Source organism: Chitinophaga sp. 10T418 (assembly GCF_056394125.1).
This window is the reverse complement of record NZ_JBFTHG010000005.1, coordinates 81,180-104,664: the sequence shown is the minus strand read 5'-3', so window position 1 is coordinate 104,664 and position 23,485 is coordinate 81,180. Positions and strand designations below refer to the sequence as shown.

At 44.1% G+C, this 23,485-nt stretch carries 17 protein-coding genes; 13 read left to right on the top strand and 4 right to left on the bottom strand.

The genetic code is table 11. The features are described from left to right. Window positions 1-8 precede the first annotated feature (8 nt). Both AC1DCV_RS15750 and AC1DCV_RS15745 read right to left on the bottom strand, forming a co-directional pair. Complete coding sequence (locus AC1DCV_RS15750) at window positions 9-965, bottom strand: TOMM precursor leader peptide-binding protein (protein ID WP_477024029.1); 957 nt, start codon at window positions 963-965, stop codon at window positions 9-11. 538 nt (window positions 966-1,503) lie between these two features. Then, window positions 1,504-2,193: a DUF3592 domain-containing protein gene (locus tag AC1DCV_RS15745; RefSeq protein WP_477024028.1), complete on the bottom strand. Its 690-nt coding sequence runs from the start codon at window positions 2,191-2,193 to the stop codon at window positions 1,504-1,506. Window positions 2,194-2,486: 293 nt separating this feature from the next. Between AC1DCV_RS15745 and AC1DCV_RS15740 the strand changes: the two genes are divergently transcribed. Then, window positions 2,487-2,864, top strand: coding sequence for a MauE/DoxX family redox-associated membrane protein (locus AC1DCV_RS15740; RefSeq protein WP_477024027.1), 378 nt, complete (start codon window positions 2,487-2,489; stop codon window positions 2,862-2,864). An 89-nt stretch (window positions 2,865-2,953) separates the two neighbouring features. Here AC1DCV_RS15740 and AC1DCV_RS15735 read toward each other — a convergent pair whose 3' ends face one another. Beyond that, complete coding sequence (locus AC1DCV_RS15735) at window positions 2,954-3,196, bottom strand: hypothetical protein (RefSeq protein WP_477024026.1); 243 nt, start codon at window positions 3,194-3,196, stop codon at window positions 2,954-2,956. 698 nt (window positions 3,197-3,894) lie between these two features. Between AC1DCV_RS15735 and AC1DCV_RS15730 the strand changes: the two genes are divergently transcribed. Genes AC1DCV_RS15730 through AC1DCV_RS15720 form a run of 3 tightly spaced genes read left to right on the top strand, consistent with a single transcriptional unit; the run spans window position 3,895 to window position 11,240 of the window. Next, window positions 3,895-5,235 carry an SNIPE associated domain-containing protein gene (locus tag AC1DCV_RS15730; RefSeq protein WP_477024025.1) on the top strand — a complete coding sequence of 447 codons (1,341 nt, stop codon included), beginning with the start codon at window positions 3,895-3,897 and terminating at the stop codon, window positions 5,233-5,235. A 51-nt stretch (window positions 5,236-5,286) separates the two neighbouring features. Next, window positions 5,287-10,167: an Ig-like domain-containing protein gene (locus tag AC1DCV_RS15725; protein ID WP_477024024.1), complete on the top strand. Its 4,881-nt coding sequence runs from the start codon at window positions 5,287-5,289 to the stop codon at window positions 10,165-10,167. Window positions 10,168-10,178: 11 nt separating this feature from the next. Next, window positions 10,179-11,240, top strand: coding sequence for a PorP/SprF family type IX secretion system membrane protein (locus AC1DCV_RS15720; RefSeq protein WP_477024023.1), 1,062 nt, complete (start codon window positions 10,179-10,181; stop codon window positions 11,238-11,240). 22 nt (window positions 11,241-11,262) lie between these two features. Here the strand turns inward: AC1DCV_RS15720 and AC1DCV_RS15715 are convergent, their stop codons facing one another. Next, complete coding sequence (locus AC1DCV_RS15715; RefSeq protein ID WP_477024022.1) at window positions 11,263-12,102, bottom strand: AraC family transcriptional regulator; 840 nt, start codon at window positions 12,100-12,102, stop codon at window positions 11,263-11,265. A gap of 108 nt (window positions 12,103-12,210) precedes the next feature. Here AC1DCV_RS15715 and AC1DCV_RS15710 point away from each other — a divergent pair, with 108 nt between their 5' ends. From AC1DCV_RS15710 to AC1DCV_RS15670, 9 genes are all read left to right on the top strand, one after another. Then, entirely contained in the window at window positions 12,211-12,732 is a 522-nt protein-coding gene (locus AC1DCV_RS15710; protein WP_477024021.1) for a DUF2911 domain-containing protein, read from the top strand. After that, window positions 12,732-14,942, top strand: a complete 2,211-nt coding sequence (locus AC1DCV_RS15705; RefSeq protein ID WP_477024020.1) for a TonB-dependent receptor domain-containing protein — start codon at window positions 12,732-12,734, stop codon at window positions 14,940-14,942. The genes AC1DCV_RS15710 and AC1DCV_RS15705 overlap by 1 nt, the downstream gene beginning before the upstream one ends. Before the next feature lie 325 nt (window positions 14,943-15,267). After that, the gene (locus AC1DCV_RS15700) at window positions 15,268-15,462 is read left to right on the top strand and encodes a class I lanthipeptide (RefSeq protein ID WP_477024019.1); all 195 of its coding nucleotides are present in this window, start codon (window positions 15,268-15,270) and stop codon (window positions 15,460-15,462) included. Window positions 15,463-15,968: 506 nt separating this feature from the next. Next, window positions 15,969-16,175: a class I lanthipeptide gene (locus AC1DCV_RS15695; RefSeq protein ID WP_477024018.1), complete on the top strand. Its 207-nt coding sequence runs from the start codon at window positions 15,969-15,971 to the stop codon at window positions 16,173-16,175. A 71-nt stretch (window positions 16,176-16,246) separates the two neighbouring features. Further along, a complete protein-coding gene (locus tag AC1DCV_RS15690; RefSeq protein WP_477024017.1) occupies window positions 16,247-16,420 on the top strand; it encodes a class I lanthipeptide in 174 nt (57 codons plus the stop codon). An 80-nt stretch (window positions 16,421-16,500) separates the two neighbouring features. Continuing rightward, window positions 16,501-16,704 (top strand): class I lanthipeptide, encoded by a 204-nt coding sequence (locus tag AC1DCV_RS15685; protein WP_477024016.1) that lies wholly within the window; start codon window positions 16,501-16,503, stop codon window positions 16,702-16,704. A gap of 131 nt (window positions 16,705-16,835) precedes the next feature. Further along, entirely contained in the window at window positions 16,836-18,047 is a 1,212-nt protein-coding gene (locus AC1DCV_RS15680; protein ID WP_477024015.1) for a lanthionine synthetase LanC family protein, read from the top strand. A gap of 34 nt (window positions 18,048-18,081) precedes the next feature. Next, window positions 18,082-21,285 carry a lantibiotic dehydratase gene (locus tag AC1DCV_RS15675; protein ID WP_477024014.1) on the top strand — a complete coding sequence of 1,068 codons (3,204 nt, stop codon included), beginning with the start codon at window positions 18,082-18,084 and terminating at the stop codon, window positions 21,283-21,285. Beyond that, window positions 21,285-23,480, top strand: coding sequence for a peptidase domain-containing ABC transporter (locus AC1DCV_RS15670; protein WP_477024013.1), 2,196 nt, complete (start codon window positions 21,285-21,287; stop codon window positions 23,478-23,480). Before AC1DCV_RS15675 ends, AC1DCV_RS15670 begins: the two co-directional genes overlap by 1 nt. Window positions 23,481-23,485 lie beyond the last annotated feature (5 nt).

Below are 23,485 nucleotides of genomic sequence, written 5' to 3'. Positions count from 1 at the left end.
GGGGCGGACTATTTTAGCGTAATGGCTTCGAGCCAGGGAGCAGCGTTGTATTCGAGTTGCGGTTTGCAAACTTCACAGAAAGGTTGCTTCAGCAGGGGATGTTTTACCAGTTGCATACTGGAGAGGTTCAGGCTGAGCATAGTCCGCCAGGTAGCTGGAAGAGACCAGTCTTCCAGGAACTTCATCACCTCCAGCAAAGCCATATTGGCGGCTATCGCATAAACAATTTCCCTGGAAGGGATATGATCAGGTTGTGCAGGCATCTTGCTGTTGCGCAAATAGGTTTCGTATCCCTGCAGGTAATGTGGAAGCTCGTGATTGCTCTTGATTCTGCCTGACAGGCAATGGTAGCAACCGGTTTCCCTGCCATAAAACAGCGGACCTATTTTCAGGGACATGCCCTCTACACCAGCAGTATAAAGCCAGGGTTTATTATATTTCAAACAGTAGCTGTTGATCAGCTCATTATGATAAGGCGACCATTCATTGCCATCTACCAAAAGAAAGTCTGCAGCAGCAACCAGCTCTCTGATGCTTTCTTCTGTTTGCAGCGTTGCGTAAGGAGCAAAGATCACTTCTTTGAACGGATGCTTGCGGGCTGCCTGCAGTAGTTGTTCTGCATATGCTCCTTGTCCCGCAATGACCAGTACACCTTTATTCGAATGGGTATTATTTATTGCGCCGGCGGCGTTACTAAGTTCCGTTGAAATTGCCGTTGGTAGCAGGTTATATTCGTGCAGCGAATGCAGCAGATCCAGTGCGGCGGCTTCATTATGTTGATGGGAGATCTTTTGTTTCAGCTCTTTGAGCGAGCTATCGGGGTTATCCTTTATCGCTGCAACAATACGTAGGAATAAATCTTCTTTTTCTTCCGTATCAAACTCCAAGGCATACAGAAGACTCTTGCTTCTTAATTGGTAACAGTTGTTACCTGCATCCTTAAAGATGTCAAGGTTTTGGATCATGGTTTCGGTAAATTAAATCAGCGGAAATACGGCAAKAGAAGCACCGTAAAAAGAACAGGTTAAACACCTCCCTGCAGGCTCTCTTGCCGCAATTGGAAATTAATCGGGTTACTCCGGATTGGAAGGCGGCCAGTAGCAACCGCAGCTACAGCAACAACAGCCGGCAGCCATGAGAACATTTTGTGCCAACGGTTTTCCGGAAAGCATGGTAATCTTCATGTGTTACAATTTTTGAGTGTTAAGGAATGGGTTATTACAGATAACACGAAGTTAGCGATGCCGGTACAAGCTGCAAATACCTGGTTCCGGGGATTTTTGAAATACCTGATTTGCTGTAAGGGCTTGAAACAAATGGAGCCGGAAATACCCGGATATCCCTTGCGTTAAGGGCATTGGTTCACCGGAAGCAGGCGTCTTTTGTGAATATGGGATATGGGTTTATACTTAGGAATCCTATTTTGCGTCGAATGATGTTTTAAATGAAATATAGTATCTGAAGATTGTTTTTTTGTTGATAGATGTGCTATTATAAAGTGCTTTATTTTTCCTCAAAAGCACTGATATCTACATAATATTTACGCGGATTGTTTCGATCTACATACACGTCTATTTTTTTATCTTGTCCAATTAGTGGGGTGGGATCAGACCAGATAAAACCACTTTTGAAATTACTGATATTTCCGGTGAGTGAATCTTTCCCTTCACACCGGATAAAAAAAGGATGGCGGTTATTTACAGAAACGGATCGGTTGATATCCACTGAAACAATATCAGCGTGCATCAGGAACCCTGATAGTTTTAGTTGTTCATGGCGGGAGTGGCTGATCTTTCTCACTACGAAATAACCCAGGCCAAGCGCACTAAATATGAATCCCAGGCCACCTGTTATCAGGCTGCCAAAATATTGTTGCCAACCGGCTATTTCTGCGTTGTCCGGATTTTTGGGGTCATAGTAGATGGCAACCGTTTCGCCTATTTTGTAGCCCGCAGGTTTGGAAGAAAAAGAGGAAATGTAACGATGCTTAACACCATTAGCGTCATCATATGTAACGACAGGCGAAAAAGTACGGTCGCTTTTCGCCAGCAGGTCAACTACAGTTCCGGTGGTTTTTACTGCTGTGTTATTATATTTTGCAGTGTTATACCAGAGAACCAGGCTAATGGCCAGGAGCAGTAGTCCTACTGCCAAAAAGATACTGAAAGTGATAGATACCGACCTGCGTTTCATTGGGGTAAGCAATTGATTAAGTGCACAATATAAGAAAATTGAATAGATAAGTACAGGTGCCTTTTGGTGAGCAGCTTTCAAAAAGGGAGCTGGGCGATTTTGTCGGCAGATGCATCATGTAGAAAGATATTTTATGAGAAAGCTATTCTACTGTCATCATTTTCCCGGCATCAATCATTTTTCCGTCCACATAAAGGTGTACATGTAAATGGGAGGCTCATTATTTAAAAGTTGGATGTCTTGATAACTTAAGCATTTCAAAATAATGTATGTTTGCGATAAATTTTACCACTATGAAAAACAAAATTCTATTTGTCGTGTGCCTTCTATTTGGCCTGATGTTCATTAATGCCGGGCTCAATAAGTTTTTTAATTACATGCCAATGCCCAAAGACATGCCGGAAAGCCTGATGAAATTAATGGGCGCTTTTATGAGTATCAGCTGGCTGATGCCACTGGTAGGCACGATTGAAGTGGTAGGTGGTGCACTTTTTATTATGCAGAAAACCAGGGCGCTGGGTGCCATCGTTATTCTCCCTGTGATGGTGGGCGTTTTGCTGACTAACCTGATCAATGCACCATCGGGTTTACCCATCGCATTGGCGCTTTTCGCCATTAACATTTGGGTGATTATTGAGAATCGGGAGAAATACCTGCCGATGGTAAGATAGGTTGACTAAGGATGAGGCAATAACATTGGGCTCATCATATGAATATGTAAAGCGGGTGCCTCGTTATTAATGAGGCACCCGCTTTTGTATTAATGCTTTAGGTATATAATCTCTAAGTGATTGGCGGAGTCGATCTCAGGATTGTCTTTTGACTTCACATAGTTTACGATGGCAGTAGTCACGTTATCACAATCAATTATCTGGCAGGATATAAGTGGTTTTTCAAAATAGCCTCTCACACAAGTATAAGTATAGGCGTTGTTGGTTCTGTGTTGTATCGAAATCTCCTCAAATACACTATCGGCGCCATTCATTTTTATAAACAATTTCATCTTACGGATTTCATTTCCACTGTGGCAAATACCTCTGACAATCTTTAGGCCCGGGTGCAATTTTTTCTTTTCGCTGCTGCCATTTTTAAAGGAAGTTGACAGGCATACTAAGGGAAGAAGGAATAGGAGTTTTTTATGTTTGTTTTTTAAGATAATTATTTGATGGACTGCCGGGGTATCAGATTTTTTATATTCTTCAAAGGCGTCTGATAATTTTCTGAATTTTGAAAAGTTATTTTAGTCCTTGAAAATGTTGATAGAATAATAGTCACAGCGATTTACCGGGTCTTATTAAGCATAGAATTTATTTAATGAACTTTATGAGTTATAAATTATCCGTTAAGGGAAAGGATAAGGGAATATATGTAAATCAATTGTTAATCCGTTTTCCTTAACCATGAATTACCCAGTTAATGCGTACTAACTAATAAGTTTGAACACCATTCATACGCAGTAAAACAAGACCTGGAAAATGAAGTACTTTGCCCGCGCACTTATACCTATCCTATACAAGAAAAGTTTATTCCCCGATTTGTTAAGGCAATTATGCTATTGTCACTTAAAACTTTGATCAATCCGCAAAAATATTTAAGTTTACAGCTACCGGAATAAAGCAGGTATACCCCTGATCAACAGTAACCACCAAATTGTACCCTTACTATAGACTAACATTTTACCGCTCACCACAATCCTATATTATGTTTTTTAATAAGAAAAATAAACTGATCAAGCAAAGAGAAGAGGAGTTATCCATTGCACAATCAGAAATCAATTCACTGAAAGAAAGATATGCCGGTATAATTGATATAGATGCTACCATTACGGCTAAAAAGAACGAAATTCAGCAATACGATATAAAATTGAATGAATTAAACGCGAAGTTCCAACAGGCATTGGGTATTCATGCCCAATTGGAACAGGAAGTGAATCTTTACAGGGATACATTGGAGATAGGCTCGTTTGGACTTTACATTCCTCAGTTTAACCTGGAAACTTCAGAAGCATACAAAGTAAAACTCGAAAATAATTATGCCCGGCAAAAAGATCTTATAAGAAAGGATCAGGCAGCCATTTGTAGCACAGAATGGACGGTAGGCGGAAGTAAAGCAGAAGGGAAGAAGATGACCAATCAGTTGAAAAAACTAATGCTCTTTGCTTTTAACGGTGAATGTGATGGTCTCATGGCAAAAGTGAAGTGGAATAATGCGATGAAGACAAAAGAGAAGATTTTAAAATCTTATGAAAGCATTAATAAGCTGGGTGTTACCCAGCAGGTTTCCATTGCTAGTAATTTCCTGAATTTAAAGCTCGATGAACTGGCACTGACCTACGAATACGAAGAAAAGAAGTATGAGGAGAAAGAAGAGCAACGGCGGATCAGAGAACAAATGAGAGACGAAGAGCGGGTACAGAAGGAACTGGAAAAGGCACAAAAAGATGCTGCTGAAGAAGAATCCAGGTATCAGTCGGCACTTGATAAAGCCCGGCAGGAACTTTCACGGAGCACCACCGCCAACGTTGATATTCTTACAGAGAAAGTAAAAATACTGGAAGAAAGACTACAGAGTGCGCATGATAGAAAAGAGCGTGCCATTGCTTTGGCACAACTTACCAAAGTTGGTCACATTTATATTATATCCAACCTGGGGTCTTTTGGGGAAGATATATACAAAATCGGGATGACGAGAAGGTTGGATCCATTGGACAGGGTGAAGGAACTGGGAGATGCTTCCGTGCCTTTTCAATTTGACGTACATGCCATTATCTACTCTGAAAATGCGCCACAGCTGGAGAATGCACTGCATAAATATTTTCATGAACGGAGATTAAACCGGATTAATCATAAGAAAGAGTTTTTCAGGGTAACATTGACGGAGATAGAACAATTTGTACTGCAGCAAACCAACGCAGAAATCCAGTTTACAAAGGTAGCAGAAGCCAGAGAGTACAGGGAAACGATGACCATGCTGGAGCAATTTAATAAGCCCGTTCTGGCAGTATCCGAAGAAGAGCGGAAATACCCTGCTTCCCTGATATAGGAAGCAGGGAGTTCATCTTATTTTACGTATCTTAAGGAATCAGTTACCTCTATGTTCAAATCCCGTTTACAATCCTCTATACGCTGTGTAATTATTTTCTATTGCATACTATCTGGAGATCCCGTTTTATCCCAGACACCGCCACCACCACCACCACCGATTATCAGTGGCTTTGCGCCAACGGCCGTATGCCAGGGACAGCCCGTAACGATTACGGGAAGTAACTTCACTGGCGCAACAAACGTAAAGTTGGGAAGTGATGATGCTGTTTCTTTCACCGTGAACAGTGCTACCACTATCACTGCCATTGTTTCTGACCAGGCCGCGACTGGAAAGGTTGCCATCACTACTCCTGATGGGACGGCCTTTAGCAGCGCAGATTTGACCATCTTGACGGTGCCTAAACCCGCATTGACGGATAAGGCAACAGATCCTTTTACCAATTGTAATGGTAATTCTACGTATAATCTTAATGTTATCAATAGCTCTGTAGTAGCCGGCAACGGTAATCAATATACTATTGACTGGGGAGACAACACCCCCGTCTTTATGCAAACAGACTGGCCGGTAAATGGACAGATGACGCATACTTATGCAGCGCAAGGGTATTTTCAGATCACCATGACGATTAAATCTTCCAATGGTTGTAGCAGAAGTGCAGGCTATCGGTTTTACAACGGACAGAATCCATTAGCCAGCTTCACCACATCTACCTCTACCACCGGACTATGTGCTCCTGTATCGGTTGAATTTCAAATTGGTAACTGGTTTGGCAATTCTCCCGGTACTACCTATGAAGTTGACTTTGGCGATGGCACTCCACCAGTTGTTTTGCAACATCCGCTGAGTCCAACAAACAGTATTCGTTTGTTAAGCCATCAATACACCAAATCATCCTGTCCTCAAATTGACTTCACAGCCACACTGAGAGTAATTAATGGATGTTATACTACTACCTATACGCTGAATCAGATTGTAGTGAGAATGAAGCCTGTTGCTGATTTTGACACAGATCCTACCGCACCCTGTTTAAATCTTCCCGTTTGTTTTACTAATAAAACAGTGAATGGGTCCAGTGGTAAGAGTTGTAGCACCGTGAGTAATTTTACATGGAATTTTGGAGATGGCACTACTTCCAATAACGAGAATCCCCCTTGCCATACGTATGCGGCAGCCGGGACTTATACCGTTACATTAACAGCATCTAATGCCACCTGTGGCAGTGATGTTAAAACAAAACAGGTAGTGGTAAGTCCACCGTCTCCACCACCCGTGGCAGGTCCTCCTGTATTTTATTGCCAGGGAGAAACCGCTGTTCCGCTGGTGGCAACAGGAGTGGGGTTATTGTGGTATACATCGGCAACAGGTGGTGTCGGATCTCCACAGGCGCCTACACCTTCCACCAACAGCCCGGGGACCTTTTTATATTATGTAAGTCAAACCTTTACCAATAGTTGTGAAAGCATAAGAATACCGGTGAAAGTAACAGTAAAAGAGCGTCCGCCGGCACCCACTGTGGCTACACCAGTGCAGTACTGTCAGAATCAGGTGGCTACACCGTTAACCGCCACGGGAACAGGCTTGTTATGGTACACCAATCAAACGGGTGGCGGAGGTATTACTACAGCACCAACACCATCTACGGCTACCATTGGCAATACTACTTATTACGTGAGTCAAACTGTTAATGGTTGCGAAGGTCCAAGAGCTGCTATATTGGTAACCGTTAATTCATTAGCACAGGCACCGCAGGTAACTACGCCGGTTGCTTATTGCCAGTATCAGTCCGCAACTCCATTAACCGCTGTTGGAAACAATTTATTGTGGTACGCCAATGCTTCCGGTGGTATTGGTTCGCCCACTGCGCCTACACCATCAACGGCCATTGCCGGCAGTACTATCTACTATGTAAGTGAAGTAACAGGTTGTGGTGAGGGGCCGAGAGCAGCGATAACCGTAAACGTAAGTCTTGCTCCTTCAGCGTCTATATCCTATCAGCCTGCCAACCTGTGTAATATGGCCAATACACCGGATGCACCGAATCCTCCTGTACCAGTTGTACATACCGGCACCACAGGCGGTAGTTATTCCATCACTCCGGCAACAGGGTTGTCCATCAATGCTACTACCGGAGAAATTAATCCTGCCGGTGCAGTAGCGGGCATCTATACAATAGCATATACAATTCAGGGCGCAGGCGCCTGTCCGGTTTATAAGGCCACCACTACGGTTACAGTAAATGGTACGCCAACAGCTACGATTGCTTACCCGGCTATTTGCACTTCAGATGCTGCTACGAGGGTACAGCTCACCGGTACTGCCGGTGGAACTTTTACCAGTACCACAGGATTAATAATAKATCAGTTAACAGGCGTAATTACACCTGCTACCAGTACACCAGGTACCTATAAAGTGACCTATGTAGTTGCACCTGCTGCTCCTTGTCCAGGCTTTACTACCACCACCTCAGTTACCATTTCACTCGCGCCATCGGCTACCATTGATTATCCTGTGGCGAACGTATGTAATACATTAAATACGCCGGCTACCCCCAATCTGCCTGTAGGAGTAGTGCTTACCGGCACAAGGAATGGCGTTTATTCCATTACACCAGCAACGGGATTACCCATCAATATAACTACAGGAGAAATTAATCCTTCTGGTGCTGCTGCAGGTAGGTATACCATTACCTATACTGTTCCTGGCGCAGGTGGCTGCGCAAATTATAGTACCACTGCCACTGTGATGGTAAACAGTATTCCAACCGCAACTATTAATTACGCAGGATCTCCGTATTGTGGCAGTAGTGCTGTTTCGCAACCAGTATCCCTATCTGGTACAACAGGTGGGCGTTTTACCAGCAGCACGGGATTATCCATCAATGCAACAACCGGTGAAATTAATCCGGCGGGCAGTACTCCCGGTGTTTATACCGTTACATATACCATTGCAGCGGCCCCACCTTGCCCGGGATATGTAGCCACCACCAGTGTAATGATCACAGCGAGTCCGGTAGTGACTTTCCCTGTAACATCTCAATCTATTTGTTCTGGTGAAACAGCCCTGTTTAAGCCCTCTTCCACAGTAGCTAACACTACTTATAACTGGACCGTTGTTGGGCCATTACCTGCAAATGTCACTGGTACAACCATCGGTTCCTCATCAGATCCTAATGCGGTAATATCTTTATCTTTTACAAACAGGGGCAACGCCAGTCAATCACTCACAGTAAGGGTAACGCCTGTCAATCCTGGATTGCAGCCCTGTCCCGGTGCATCAGCTGATATCGCGTTGACCGTCTATCCCGCCACACCGGCGCCGGTAACCACCAATACTGATCTGTGTATGGGTACGCCTGCAACAGTCTTAAGTGTAATTCCTTTACCCGGAACAACGATTAAGTGGTATGATGGCAATGGAGTGTTGTTAAACCGCGCGCCTGTCATTAACACGAATGTTGCCGGTCAGTGGGTATACTATGCCAGTCAGACCAACATTTACAGATGTGAAAGTCCCAAAGCCCCCATCACGGCCACGGTTCATCCTACCGCTAAAATAGTGAGTGCGGCTTATAATAATCCTATTGCATGCGGCATTCCATCTGGCGCCATTACCTTACAGGTGTTGGACCTCAACAATGCCGCTATGCCTAATGTGCCGGTGGTGGTACATTACAATAAATTTCAAATTGCCCTTACTTTTTCTACCAATACAGATGCTTCAGGAAGGATTACGATACCATTGACAGCAGGCACTTATTCCGGCATATTTGTAGAAACAGCAGGTGGTTGCCTCTCGCAAAAAATACCGGATGTATTTATACTGAAAGATCCTACGCCGCCTTTAAAACCGGTGGCAGGATATAATCCTCCGTTGTGTAGTGGACAACCGCTTACATTGACAGCACTCTCTTCCGGAAATAATCAGCCTGGAACTATTGAATATGTTTGGGCGGGCCCGGCATTTGGCCCTTCAGCAGATACTATCAGGGATGCAGTTGTTTCATTTCCATCTGCTGCAATGAAAGATGCAGGCACCTATGTGGTGTATGCTACACAAAACAATTGTATTTCGCCGCCTGTCAGTTTTGATGTGGTGATTCAGCAGGCACCCGCCAAACCAGTGATCTCTGCAAGAACGCCGTTATGTGTAGGTGATGACCTGGTGTTGCAGGCATATAGTTCCATTCCTGGAAATGCTGCCCTGAATTATTTATGGAAAGGGCCGGGAACCGGGTTTCCCGTGAATGGACCTAATGCCGGAATTAATAAGGTAAATATTAAGGATGCGGGAATATATGCTGTCACTGTTACCTCTTCCCAAACTGGTTGCAGCACGACTACAGATACCCTGATACAGATTGGCGGATATCCTTCGGTAGCATTTGCAAAGGATACCATGACATTGCCCACCGGTTATCGTTTAAACCTGGCGCCTGTAATCACTAATGCGGTTGCACCCGGTATTTTGCCGATACAAAGTTATACCTGGACACCGTCACAGGACCTTACCTGCAATGATGCCACCTGTGCTTCTCCTGTTGCCATTATCAAGAATAACATCTGCTATAAGGTAGATGTCACTAACATATATGGCTGTAAAGGAAGTGCGGATATCTGCATCAATGTATTTTGCCAGAACTCCCAGGTATTTGTTCCCAATGCATTCGTTCCTAATGGTAATGTACCGGAAAATAGAAAGTTAATCGTGCGGGCAACTGGTATTTCGTCCGTGAAATCTTTCCGGGTATTTAACCGTTGGGGACGCATCATGTTTGAACGGAATAATTTCCCTCCTAACAGTGCTGATTATGGCTGGGATGGTATGGTGAATGGAAAGCCGGCAGATACGGGGGTATACATTTATACGGTGGACGTTATCTGTGAGAACGGAGTGCCTTATTCGTTTAAGGGAAATGTTACATTATTCTAAATGACTTATTTATGAAAGGGTATTATAAAATATTTTTCATACTGGTTACTGCTTGTCTGGTGGTGACGAAAAGCTTTTCACAGGATGTTGGCTTTTCGCAATTCTATGATCAGCCACTATTGCGCAATCCTGCATTAGCTGGAATTTTCACCGGAGATATACGGGTAACTACCTCTTACAGGAATCAATGGCAAAGTGTAACGGTGCCGTATAGAACTTTTGGATTAAGCACGGAAGTCAAATTTCCTGTGAATATAACCAGTGATGATAACCTTACTGTAGGCCTGCAGTTGCTCAGAGATGTAGCCGGTACCTCTCAGTTTAGCACTACCCAGATATTGCCTGCCATTAATTATAGTTTGCCATTGAGCAGCCAGCGAAACTCTTATTTATCACTTGCCTTTATGGCTGGCTCGATGCAACAACGATTTGATCCCACCAAGCTGGTACTGAACGATCAGTTTATTCCAGGCAGTAACGGAACTTTCAGCGTGCTGCCGTATTCGCGGCAGACTTTTGATAACACGAGCGTAAACTATTTTGACCTGTCTACCGGCTTAAGCTACAATGGTGTGATGAAAGAAGACATAGATTATTTTGTGGGAGCAGGACTATTTCACATTACAAAGCCGAAGGTGGGATTTTTCCAGAGCAATACCATCGTATTGAACAGAAAGCTGGCATTCAACCTGGGGTTATCTGCGCCCACCAGTGAAACGGACCGGTTCATTTTTTATGCGGATTACTTCCGGCAATTTGCAGAACATTTAACACCTGTAAATATCAGCACGCTGCAGGTGGGTGCTATGCTCAGTAGGGATCTTTTTATGGGTGGGGGAGAACAAACCATTACTGGTGGAATTTTGTACCGGATGAATGACGCCATTATCCCGGTTATTCAGCTGCAGCAATCTAAATTTATGCTTGGTATCAGCTACGATATAAATATTGATAAACTGGCCGCTGCAGCACAGCATCGTGGGGGCTTTGAACTGGTTTTATCTTACAGGGATTTTCTTAATAACCGTAAGAGCGAGCGGAGACAATCGTTATGCCCCAGGTTTCCTATGTAACAATACTGTAGCATAACTATTTCTAGCAATACTGCCTTCTATACTCCGTAGGGCTTACGCCCTTTAATTTCTTAAAGGACCTGTTTAAATGACTTTCATCTACAAAGTTAAATTCAAAAGCAATTTCTCCGATCCGCATATCGCTGTGTAATAGCCTGGATTCCACCAGCCGCAGCTTATAGGAGGTTAAATATTGCTGCAAAGTTTCTCCCGTCTGCTTTTTGAAATACCGCCCCATATAACTTAATGAAATGCCGAAATGCCGGCTGATCTCCGCGGCTCTTAGTTTGGATGGATCGAAGATGTTTTCCTGGATATAATGCAATATATCCAATACTATTTCTCCTGTATTTTCCTTGATGTTTTTAGGGAGCTTCAAAGCAATATTTCTTGCTACAATAGTTATAATGGCATTTACAATTTGTTCTATTATTTTTTTATGATAGAGTTGCTGATGATTGCTTTCCTGTATGATACTTGCTACCAGGGAAGCAATCAGGGGCTTGTCTACCTGGTTTTTCAGGATACATCCGGGTCGGTGGCTGGCATTCTGAAGAATAAATTCCATTCGCTGTATCGTATCTTTTTCGGGACCGGATTTTGTCTTTACATAATATTCATTGAAACGAAGAAAGAAAAATTGGGTAGCTGTTGTGATCTCAAAGGAATGAATATCCTGTGGCGTTAACAGGAACAGATTGCCTGCTTTATAATTGAATTTATGCTGGTTAATGTATTGGATGCCTGTACCACTGAAAATGTAGATTAACTCAAAGTAACTATTGTGCCTGGAGCCTTTGGGGTATCGCTCCAGTGTAGCGAATTCAATTTCAAAAGGCAAATGTAAACTCTCTTTTCTCATGTTCTGAAAGTACTGATTAAGTGAAAAAATGTACAGCAGCGCATCCTGTGTAGCCCCCTACCTTTGTTTTAGTTACAATTTAAAGAATTAAAACAATTTAAATAAAGTATGAAAAAATCCTTCAACGTCATCTTGCTAGTTACAGCAATGATCGTATCGGCTTCGGCCTTTGCTCAGCAGGCCAAACCCCGGGTAAGTCCGGCTGATTCCATTAGCAGGGGAATAAAAAACACCAACATTGATATTCATTACAGCAGTCCTTCCGTAAAGGACCGTAAAATATGGGGTGGATTAGTTCCCTATGATAAAGTGTGGCGTGCCGGCGCTAATGAGGCGACCACTTTTGAAACAGATAAAGATATTAAAGTGCAAGGTAAATTATTACCTGCAGGGAAGTATAGTTTTTTTCTGATACCTAAAGAAAAAATGAAATGGACCGCCATCTTTAACAAACAGCCAAAGCAATGGGGCGCTTTTAAATATAATGAATCAGAAGACCAGTTGCGGATAGATGTGAAGCCAAAAAAATTAAGACATAGCCAGGAGAAACTAGTGTATCATATCACTCCTGAAAGCTTTTCGGTAGAATGGGAGAAAGTGGCAGTTCCGATTAAGATAAATGTAAATTAATGAAACGATCTTTAGAAGCATGGGTCGTTTTGTTGCTGTTCACTTCCCGTTTGTTAGCACAAAACAAAGATACCGTTACCAATACTCCGGATAAGACGCGCATCTTGTCCGGGGTAACGGTAGTAGCGCAGAAAAATGAGGCACAGATTGGTTTCAATAAAAAGAAATTTGCAGTAGATCAGAGCCTGGTAAGTAAAGGCGGTGCTGCCGCAGATTTATTACAGAATATACCCTCAGTACAAATAAATGGGAATGGAGATATAAGCATAAGAGGGTCTTCCGGCGTGAATGTTTTAATTGATGGAAAGCCTTCCCTGATTGCCGGCGGAAATATAGCACAGTTGCTGCAGTCGATACCAGCAAGCTCTATTGAAAGTATCGAGGTCATTACCAACCCTTCTGCCAGGTATGATGCAGAAGGTCAGGCAGGAATCATCAACATCATACTGATAAAAAATAAGAAATCAGGGTTTAACGGCTCCGCAGCAGCAACAGCCGGTGTACAGCATAACTATAATGGCAGTGCAAATATTGGCTTTCAAAATAGCCGGCTTAATTTGTATGCCAGTTATGGCTACCGGTATGGTACGCGGCTTAGCAATGGTTATCAGTACCTCACTTATCTCCATGCAAACGATCCGGTTGTTTTCTCTAACGAAACATTTCCCTCTACAACGGTCGACAAAGGAAGCAACCTGAAAGCAGGGATGGATTATTATCTCAATGAGAAAAATGTGTTGAGTGTCTCCGGCAGCTTTAACAACGCTACCAATAACAGAAAGGAGTTCTTAAGCATAGATGAGCTAAGCGCTTCCCACGCGATTATAGAGCAAAGTCATCGTACTAATCTGACTAATGGAAAAGGTAATAGCTATGATATAAACCTGGACTTCTCTAAAACTTTTAATAAACCTAAAGAGGAGTTAACTGTTAGTCTTGGATTTTCACAAGGCGCCAATCATAACTTGCAAAGCTATACAACGGATGTTTATAATATCAATGGAGAGGTAGTTAAAACAATGCCCGCCATACTGCAAAATAACAACAGCGAGCATAATAGATTTTATAATGCACAACTCAATTACATACTGCCTGTTGGTAAAACAGGTGAGTTAGATGCTGGCTACCGCAGTCAGATCCGGTGGAGTGACAGGGTACAGGATGCATACAATTTTAATAATGCCACTGGGTTATACGATAAATATGATGGCGTCAGTAATACTTTTAAGAGCAACAACCAGGTACATGCGCTCTATTTAAATTATCAAAACCAGGTGGGGAACTTTAGCTACCAGGTTGGTGTCAGGGCTGAAGATGCGTTACTCAGTGCAACGCTGATGGGTTATGATACCGGTCATGTTTTGTACTATACACCTTTCAGGGTCACGAACTTCAGACTATACCCCAGCATTTTTCTGACACAGAAAACAGGTGCGGAGCAACAGTTACAGTTCAGTTATTCCCGACGGGTAGCGCGACCTACGCCCCGGCAGCTGAACCCCGTATTGGATGTTTCTGATCCGGTCAATTATGATGCAGGCAATCCGGCACTATTGCCAGAAGATATTCATTTCTTTGAATTGGGATATCAGCAATACTGGAAAGTAATTACGTTGACAGCCAGTTTATATTACCGTCAGACAAATGATTTTATTAAACGGATAGAAGGACCACCCGTAAAGGGTATCATTACCACCACCTCTCAAAATCTGGCACATTCCTGTACAGGTGGACTGGAATTAATCAGTAAGGTGAATGTGATGAAAGCCTGGAATTTTTTAGTCAATGCGAATGTTTATCACAATAAAACAGCCGCTGCTCCTGCATATGGACTCTCCGCCAGTGAAGGGTTTAGCTGGAATGCCAACATCACCCATAACATTATTATCAACGATCATTTTTCGTTGCAACTGAGAGGCGATTATCGTGCGGCAGACGTGGTGGCGCAGGACAGGAACCATGCTGCATATGGGGTGGATGCCGGCGTGAAGTTTGACTTTTTGAATAAACGGGCCACTATCAATTTTAGTGGAAGAGATATTTTTAATTCCCGTAAATGGAGTTTTTTAAGAGAAAGCAATGCGGTATTGCTGGATTTTGAACGACACACAGAAAGTGCCAGAGCTAATATCGCGTTTACTTACCGTTTTGGGAAAAGCAGTCTCGCTGTAAAAAAGATAAAGCACAACGATGAGCAACCCGAAATATAGCGGTGTAATAATTCCCTTCATATGCCGGCTCATCCATCTTTTCGTCGTTCTTCGGAAGAGGCAGGCAACCGTTTTTTAAGTTTCTAAAAACAATTTTGTTTTCAAGATTAATTTCTCTAACTTCAAAATCTCATTTTTAACCCGACATGTTATATCTCAACTTACATAAAAAAACATTTTCGTTCCCTTTATTTTTATGACACTGAATAGCTGCCAAATGGTACTACACATGCGTTAGCGACAGTGGAGAAGCGTAATGCTGATACAATAAACCAACATCTAAATCAGAACCCTTTTGAACCCGTAAACCTGTAAATATTGTTTTATGAAAAAAAGGAAAATGCCCCTGGAGAAAAAACTTTCTCTGAACAAGGAATCTATTGCCTTGCTGAACACTACCCAACAAGCCATGATTGCCGGTGGATTAGCACCATTGACCCTCAGACCTCCTTGTCTGGATACGCAGGCTGAAACCTGTGTTACCATACCTCCAGGTCGGCTGGATTGCGTTTTCTGCTAGATCTGTTTTTAAATTCCGGATGAATTTTATGCGGGCTATCGTCTGGTAGCTACCGGGTAATTTTCGTTCGTTATTCACTTCCTGTTTGTTAGTACAAACAAAAATACCTTTACAATACTCCGGATAAGTCGAGCACCTTATCCGGGGTAACGGTAGTATTAATTTTACTGGACGGTATATTTTTAATCCCCGGTAATGCCGGCTGATCCATCTTTCCATTGTTCTTCGGAAGAGGGAGGCAACCGATTTTTAATTTTCTAAAAACAATTTTTTTTTCAAGATTAATTTATTTAACTTCAAAATCTCATTTTTAACCCGGCATCTTATGTCTCAACTCACATAAAAAAATATTGTAGTTCCCTTTTTTATTATTCTGCTGAATAACTGGCACATGGCGCTGTTGCTGCTTTAGCGACAGAGAAGAAGCGTAATTTTGACACAACAAATCAAAACCAACATCTAAATCCAAACCCTTTTGAACCCGTAAACCTGTAAACATTGTTTTTATGAAAAAAAGAAAAATGCCCTTGGAGAAAAAGCTTTCTCTGAACAAGGAATCTATTGCCTTGCTGAACACTACCCAACAAGCCATGATTGCTGGTGGATTAGCACCATTGACCCTCAGGCCTCCCTGTCTGGGAACGCAGTTTGAAACCTGTGTTACCATACCTCCTAATCGGCCGAATTGCATTTTCTGCCAGTCTGATCTCTAAACCCGGATGAATTTTATGCAGGCTATCGCCCGATAGCTACTGGGTAAGCTTTGTCCATAAACAACCCAAATATGAAAAAGAAAAAACTCGAACTCAGCAAAAAACTGATGCTGAAAAAAGAAGCTATTGTTGAACTTAATCAACAGCAGAAAGCCAAATTAGCTGGTGGTGGCCCACTTACCTGGTGGAGTGCCTGCTGCGTGGAAACAGATGAAGTGACTTGTCCCGATGGCTGCATAAGATAAAGATACCTGCTGGTATCCGGATTGCTGAACAACCGCCCCACGGCAACAGACAGGGGAGGATTATTTTTTCTATTTACAGTATGAAAAAGAAACAAATTGACCTGAGCAAAAAACTGATGCTCAGCAAAGAACCTATTGCTCAGCTCAATGCTGATCAACAATTTCAACTGCAAGGTGGTGCAGGAGCAACCATTGGTACTATTTGCACGACCGATACCAGGCAAATATCCAGCTGCAGGGCCACCAGTCCTGGCACAGGCCGTCCTTGCTGCATGATCCCTTGATTTAGTCCGGGCATCTGAGGTACAACAAGATCGGGTGATGATCTTATCACAAAGCGTTTACCTGTATCGATTTTATTCAATTGGGGGGGCACCTGCTTCCCCAATTGTGCACATTAAACAATGATTGAAAAATGGACAACACCGCATCGCAGTTAGCACATATGTATAATGATCTTGTTTCGTTGCTGGATAAGGCGGAATATGATCCTGGTCAGAGTAACAGCCTGTTTAAGGGTCCCTGGGGTGCCTTGTTGTTTATGTTCTACTACGAACAATACGTCGACGAAAAAGCAGATAACGCCGCCGCGCTGCTTGAAAAAATATATGCGGGTTATACGCCCGAAGAAGGATTGAACTATTCTTTCTGTTCAGGACATACAGGCCCTTTCTGGCTGCTGGATCACCTCAACAGGCACCAGTTTGTGGAAATGGATATGGACTACCTTGCATCGGATTTTATTACGGCTACCATCGCGCAGAGCGCTTATCACATAGAATGTAAAAATTTCGATTTCCTGCATGGCAGCATCGGGATGTGTAATTTTCTGCTGGGTTTCACCGGAAGAGCAGATGTGAAAGCACACCTGGAATATTTTGTGACCACACTCTTTGCGGCCAGCAAGATGACGGACAAGGGAAGGAGTCTGCCTATTTTTTATACCCATGAAGAACCTGCCGGAGAATTCGTGGACGCTTTCAGCCTGGCCCATGGCAGCTGTTCTGCGCTGATATTACTCGCTAAAATATATCAGGCAGGCATAGCCACTGCCATGTGCCAACAGTTGATCACAGAAAGCATCTCATTTATGTTGCAGCATAAAATTGAACGCGCGCCCGATTCTCTGGCTGCATTATATCCCGCTATCCTGGATGGTAACTATGCCAGCGCCAACAGCCGCTTATCATGGTGCTATGGCGATCTCAATGTGGCCATCTGCCTATGGCAATGCGGCAAAGTATTGTCTGAAAAAAGCTGGATGGAAGAGGCATTATACATCATGCACTACAACACAGCCCGTGTTACGGACGAAGCAGCAGGGATTGTAGACAATTGCATTTGTCACGGCGCCAGCGGTATTGCCGCTTTTTACCGGAAATTCTGGTTCGAAACCAAAGACCCTGCATTTTATACATGTGCAGCGTACTGGCATAATAAAACCATGGAGAAAATTTCTTTTTCGGAAGATGGCAGTAAACACGGTATCAAAGTATGGCAGGGAAAAGATAAGCAGTGGGACTACTCCTGGGATCTCCTGGACGGCGGCAGCGGCGTAGGACTTTCTATCTTATCACATCTGCAGGATCATCCGTTAGCATGGGATGAATGTTTCCTGATATCCTGATTACCTATTACTGTAAAAACTAAAAGAATCAGCTATGGCATTGTCACATACAGGATTCTTCCTCATAAGAAGTCCACTTTATCCCATACATCAATACCGGGAAGTTTTACAAAACAATTTGCAGGTGCTGGCCAACAGTCACCCTTTATTTATGTACGCTTTACATATCGGATCCCAGGACCTGTTGAAGGAACTGGAAAGATATCTCAGCGAGCCTGAAGCTTTTAATCAAAAGAAGACAGAGAAGCTGCGTAAATCATTGTACAAATATTGGGTACGGGCATGCAGCAGGAGCACGCCTTATGGCCTGTTTGCCGGATGTACTACCGGTACCGTCGGACCCACTACTCATTTGCAATTACATCCTGTCAGCGAGGCACGTCAGCAGGTGCGGCTGGACATGGACTACTATACTAAAATCTGTCATCATATTCAGGAATTGCCTGCTGTGAGCAGGGAGCTGCGCTATTATACCAATAACAGTCTTTATAAAGCGGGTGAAAAATACCGCTATGCAGAATATTCCATCAATAACAACCGGCGCAGGTATATGCTGACGGCAGTGGCTCATTCTGTTTTCCTGGAAAAGATATTCCGGGAGGCGGTGAACGGTCTTACCATTGCCGGCATAGTACAGCTTATTCGTCAGGAAGATCCCTCCATCATGGAGGAGGAAGCCAATACTTTTGTGCAGGAGCTGATCCAGTCGCAGCTCTTAATCGCTGAAATTGAGCCTAAAATTACGGCGACCGATAATCTCGAAGCACTTATCGGTCGCATTTCCTCCATCGAAGATGTGGCTGCTTTGCGCGATAGTTTGCTGACCCTGCAAGGGCTGTTTCAGCAGCCCGATTTTGAGCGTTCCCGTCTCCAGGCGATTCATGATATCTGCGAGCGCACTTTTCCGCTCAGTATCCCTAAGGACCTGCTGCAGATAGACCTGTTTAAAACAGCTACGGCGTGTACGCTCAGTGAAGGCCTGGTGCAGGATATTACCCAACAGGTAAATGAATTGATGGCCCTCTGCCATGGCTATCCAAAAGATGCGGGTTCAGAAATGAAGAATTTTGCTACACGCTTTTACGAGCAATACGAATCCCGGGAAATGCCACTGAACATGGTACTTGATGGAGAAACGGGGATTGGCTACGGGGCAGGCATAGAAAATACGGTTCATGCACCTTTTGTGGAAGATATAGCCACTAAAGCGCCGCCTGAAAGCACAACGGTCAACTGGTCGCAGTTGCAGCAATTAGGTTTGACCAAGTATGAAGAATTCCTGAGAGATGGCCAGGCCATCGTGCAGATTACGGCAGAAGAATTACAAAAAATGGGTGATCCGGAAACGGTGCCTATCTCCAGAAGTTCTTACCTGTTTGGCTCGCTACAGGCTGCCTCTGCGGAAGAAGCAGACAAAGGCAATTATACTTTTGCGATGCAATCTTTAGGAGGCCCTTCTGCGGCCAATCTGCTGGGGCGCTTCTGCAGCGGAGACCCGGTTTTGGCAGCAAAAACAAAGGCCGCACTGCAGGAAGAGGAAGCGTCCTATCCGGATGTGGTGATGGCAGAAGTGGTGCATTTCCCGGAAGCCCGCGCTGCCAACGTATTAATAAGACCCGTGCTGCGCAATTATGAAATCCCCTACATCGGCATCGCCGGTGTAGACGAAGCATACCAGATTCCGGTGACAGACCTGATGGTATCCGTTTCCCAGCAGGAAGTAATTTTAAGAAGTAAACGATTGAACAAGCGGGTGATTCCACGCCTTAGCTCTGCACATAATTATAGCTTTAACAGTTTACCGGTGTACAAATTCCTGTGCGACCTGCAGAACCAGTCAGGTATGTCTTATCTGCACTGGGATTGGGGCGTACTGGCTTCCCGGCCACGATTGCCCCGGGTCGCGTATAAAAACATAATTGTATGCCGTGCCAGCTGGACACTCACCACTAAAGACACCGAACAGGCTGGAACGGATGAAAATATTCAGTTGCGCTTTTTTGAGAAGTACCGCCGCCAGCAAGGCATACCCGACAAAGTATTATTATCCGAAGCAGATAATGAATTACTGCTGGATCTGACGCAACCATTAGCGGTGGCTATTTTGCTCGATCAGATAAAAAAGACTTCCAGCGTAAAACTAAAAGAGTGCCTGTTAGACGAACAGGGTGGGGTATTGCGGGATGATGCAAATCAGGTATATGCGCATGAAATATTGCTACCATTGCAATACCTGCCGGTAAAGGAAGAGAAATCAGCCGTTGTCAGGGTGACTAAAAGCAGCAAAGCTGCAGAGGAGAGCCCAGGTTCGGCCAGCAAAGCTGTAGCAGAGAACAAATTGCCGACTGCTACCAGGTCACTCATTACCCGCAGCTTTCCTCCAGGCAGTGAATGGCTGTATGTAAAGATTTACTGCGGCTACCGCGTAGCGGAAGAATTACTCGCAAATTATTTTGCGGAAAGCATCCCGGAATGGCAGGAAGATGGCTTATTTGAACAGTTTTTCTTTCTGCGCTTCGGCGATCCGCAACCACATATCCGGCTCCGGTTTCTTAACAGCGCGAACCCGGCCAATAACACCGTCATCTCACATCGCATCACTGCTGCTATGCAGCCGTATGTTCAGGGAGGACAGGTACAGAAGATACAGTACGACACCTACGTACGGGAGATAGAACGTTATGGTGCAGCAACCATCGCAGAGAGCGAAGCCCTGTTTTGCAGTGACAGCATGGCGGTGCTGAGTATTGTCAGTATGCTGGAAGGATCAGAAGGAGAAGTATATCGCTGGAAAATGGCGATGCGTGGGGTGGATATGATGCTCGATGATTTTGCGCTGACGCTGCAGCAGAAAAAGCATTTGCTATCGTCGCTGCAGGAAGCATTTATCACAGAGTTTGGCGGGAGTGCGCTATTACATAAGCCACTGAATGACAAATACCGGAAGCATCAGCAGGAAATCATGTCCGTGATGAATCCTGCTAATGATGACGATAACGACATTACGGAGGCTATTGCAGCTTACCGGTTACGTACAGCTACGGCTGCCCCGCTGTCGGCACATATCCGGCAATATTGCGGCTCGGAAGACCGTTATCAGGGTATCATCGCCAGTCATGTACACCTGTTTCTTAACAGGATATTTGTTGGCAAACAACGTAAGCATGAAATGGTGATATATCATTTCCTGGAAAAATATTATTTATCACAACTGGCTATGGTGGCCATCACGAAATAATGGGATTCACCTTTTATAAGCAACTGGACGCAATGGACTGCGGACCTACCTGTCTGCGCATGGTCGCAAAGCATTATGGCCGCCGGTATTCGCTGGAATATCTCCGGGAGCAGGCAAACATTACCCGGGAAGGGGTAAGTATGCTGGGCATCGGGGAAGCAGCAGAGAAAATCGGTTTTCGTACTACCGCAGTGCGCATCAATTTCGAACAGCTCGATGAAAATGTGGACCTGCCCTGTATCCTGCACTGGAATCAACAACACTTCGTAGTGTTGCCTCCTCAAAATTATAACCGGGATAAAAAGCATGATAAAATTCTCATCGCAGATCCCGGTCACGGTATGGTGAAAGTGGATAAGGAAACTTTTCTCCGCTGCTGGCAGGGCAACAGTAATAGCGGCGTAGTACTGATGCTGGAACCAACAGAAACATTCTACCAGCAGCCGGGAATGAACAACAAAGCGACCGGTTTCCGGTTTCTGTTTAATTATTTAAGACCCTACCGCAAATATGTAATACAGCTTTTTCTGAGTGTGCTGGTGGCCAGCGCACTGTCGCTGGTCATGCCGTTTCTTACGCAAAGCCTGGTAGACTATGGTATTAACCGGAACAATATGGGCTTCGTATACCTGGTATTGGTATCCCAGCTGATGCTCTTTGCAGGGTCCACCGCTATTGAAATGATTCGTAGCTGGATACTACTGCATATGAACAGTCGTATCAACATCAACATCATTTCGGATTTCCTTATCAAGCTGATGAAACTGCCGATCCGGTTTTTTGATGCAAAAATGATCGGAGATATTCACCAACGCATAGGCGACCATACCCGTATCCAAAATTTCCTGACAGGTACCACATTGTCTACCTTGTTTTCTTTTGTAAACCTGTTTGTCTTTGCGATTGTATTAGGCATATATAGCGGGAAGATATTACTGGTATTTGCCTGTTTCAGTGCTATGGGCATTGGCTGGATATTCTTTTTCCTGCGGCGGCGTAAGGCGCTTGACTATAAACGCTTTCAGCGTATGAGTGAAAATGAGAACATCCTGTTTGAACTCATTACCGGTATGCAGGAAATAAAACTCAACAACTGTGAAACGGCCAGGCGCTGGGAGTGGGAACATGTACAGGCAGGGCTTTATAAAATCAGTGTGAAGAGCCTGGCACTCGGACAGTATCAACAGTTGGGCGCTGTATTTTTTAATCAGTTGAAAAATATCCTGATTTCCTTTATCACTGCCAGGGAGGTCATGAATGGACATCTCACACTGGGAATGATGTTATCTGTGAGTTATATCATCGGACAAATGAATAGTCCGCTGGAACAACTGCTTTCTTTTGTTCAGTCAGCACAGGATGCCAAAATGAGTTTGGACAGACTGGGAGAAATCCATAATCGCGCAGAAGAAGAAACGGGAGAGCAACTGACGATACCTGCAAATGACCAGGGACGTGGCGACATTCAATTACAACAGGTGTCTTTTCAATACGGCGGGAGGCAATCTCCTTATGTATTGCAGGATATCGATCTTACCATTCCGAAGGGGAAAGTGACGGCCATTGTAGGCACCAGTGGCAGCGGTAAAACTACCCTGATGAAATTGTTGCTGCAATTTTATGAACCAACAACAGGCCATATACAGTTGGGTGATAAATCATTGCAACAGCTGTCACCGAAATGGTGGCGGCGTCAGTGTGGTAGTGTGATGCAGGACGGATTTATTTTTTCAGGAACTATCGCGAAAAATATTGCGATCAGTGATGAACGAATAGACAACGAGCGCCTGGTACATGCTGCAGCTGCAGCCAATATCCGGGACTTTATTGAGGAGCTGCCGCTTGGATACCAGACAAAGATCGGCAATGCCGGCAGTGGTATCAGCGCTGGCCAGAAACAACGATTGCAAATAGCCCGTGCCATTTACAAAGATCCGCATTACCTTTTCTTTGATGAGGCAACGAGTGCACTTGATGCAAATAATGAACGTGTTATCATGGATAACCTGGAGCAGTTTTTTAAAGGGAAAACAGTGGTGGTCATCGCGCATCGTTTAAGTACAGTGAAGTACGCGGACCAGATCGTTGTACTGGAAAAAGGCCGTATCGTAGAAACGGGCACACATGCGCAACTCACTGCGCGGCGGGGAAATTATTTTGAACTTGTTAAAAATCAACTGGAATTAGGAGGATAGTTATC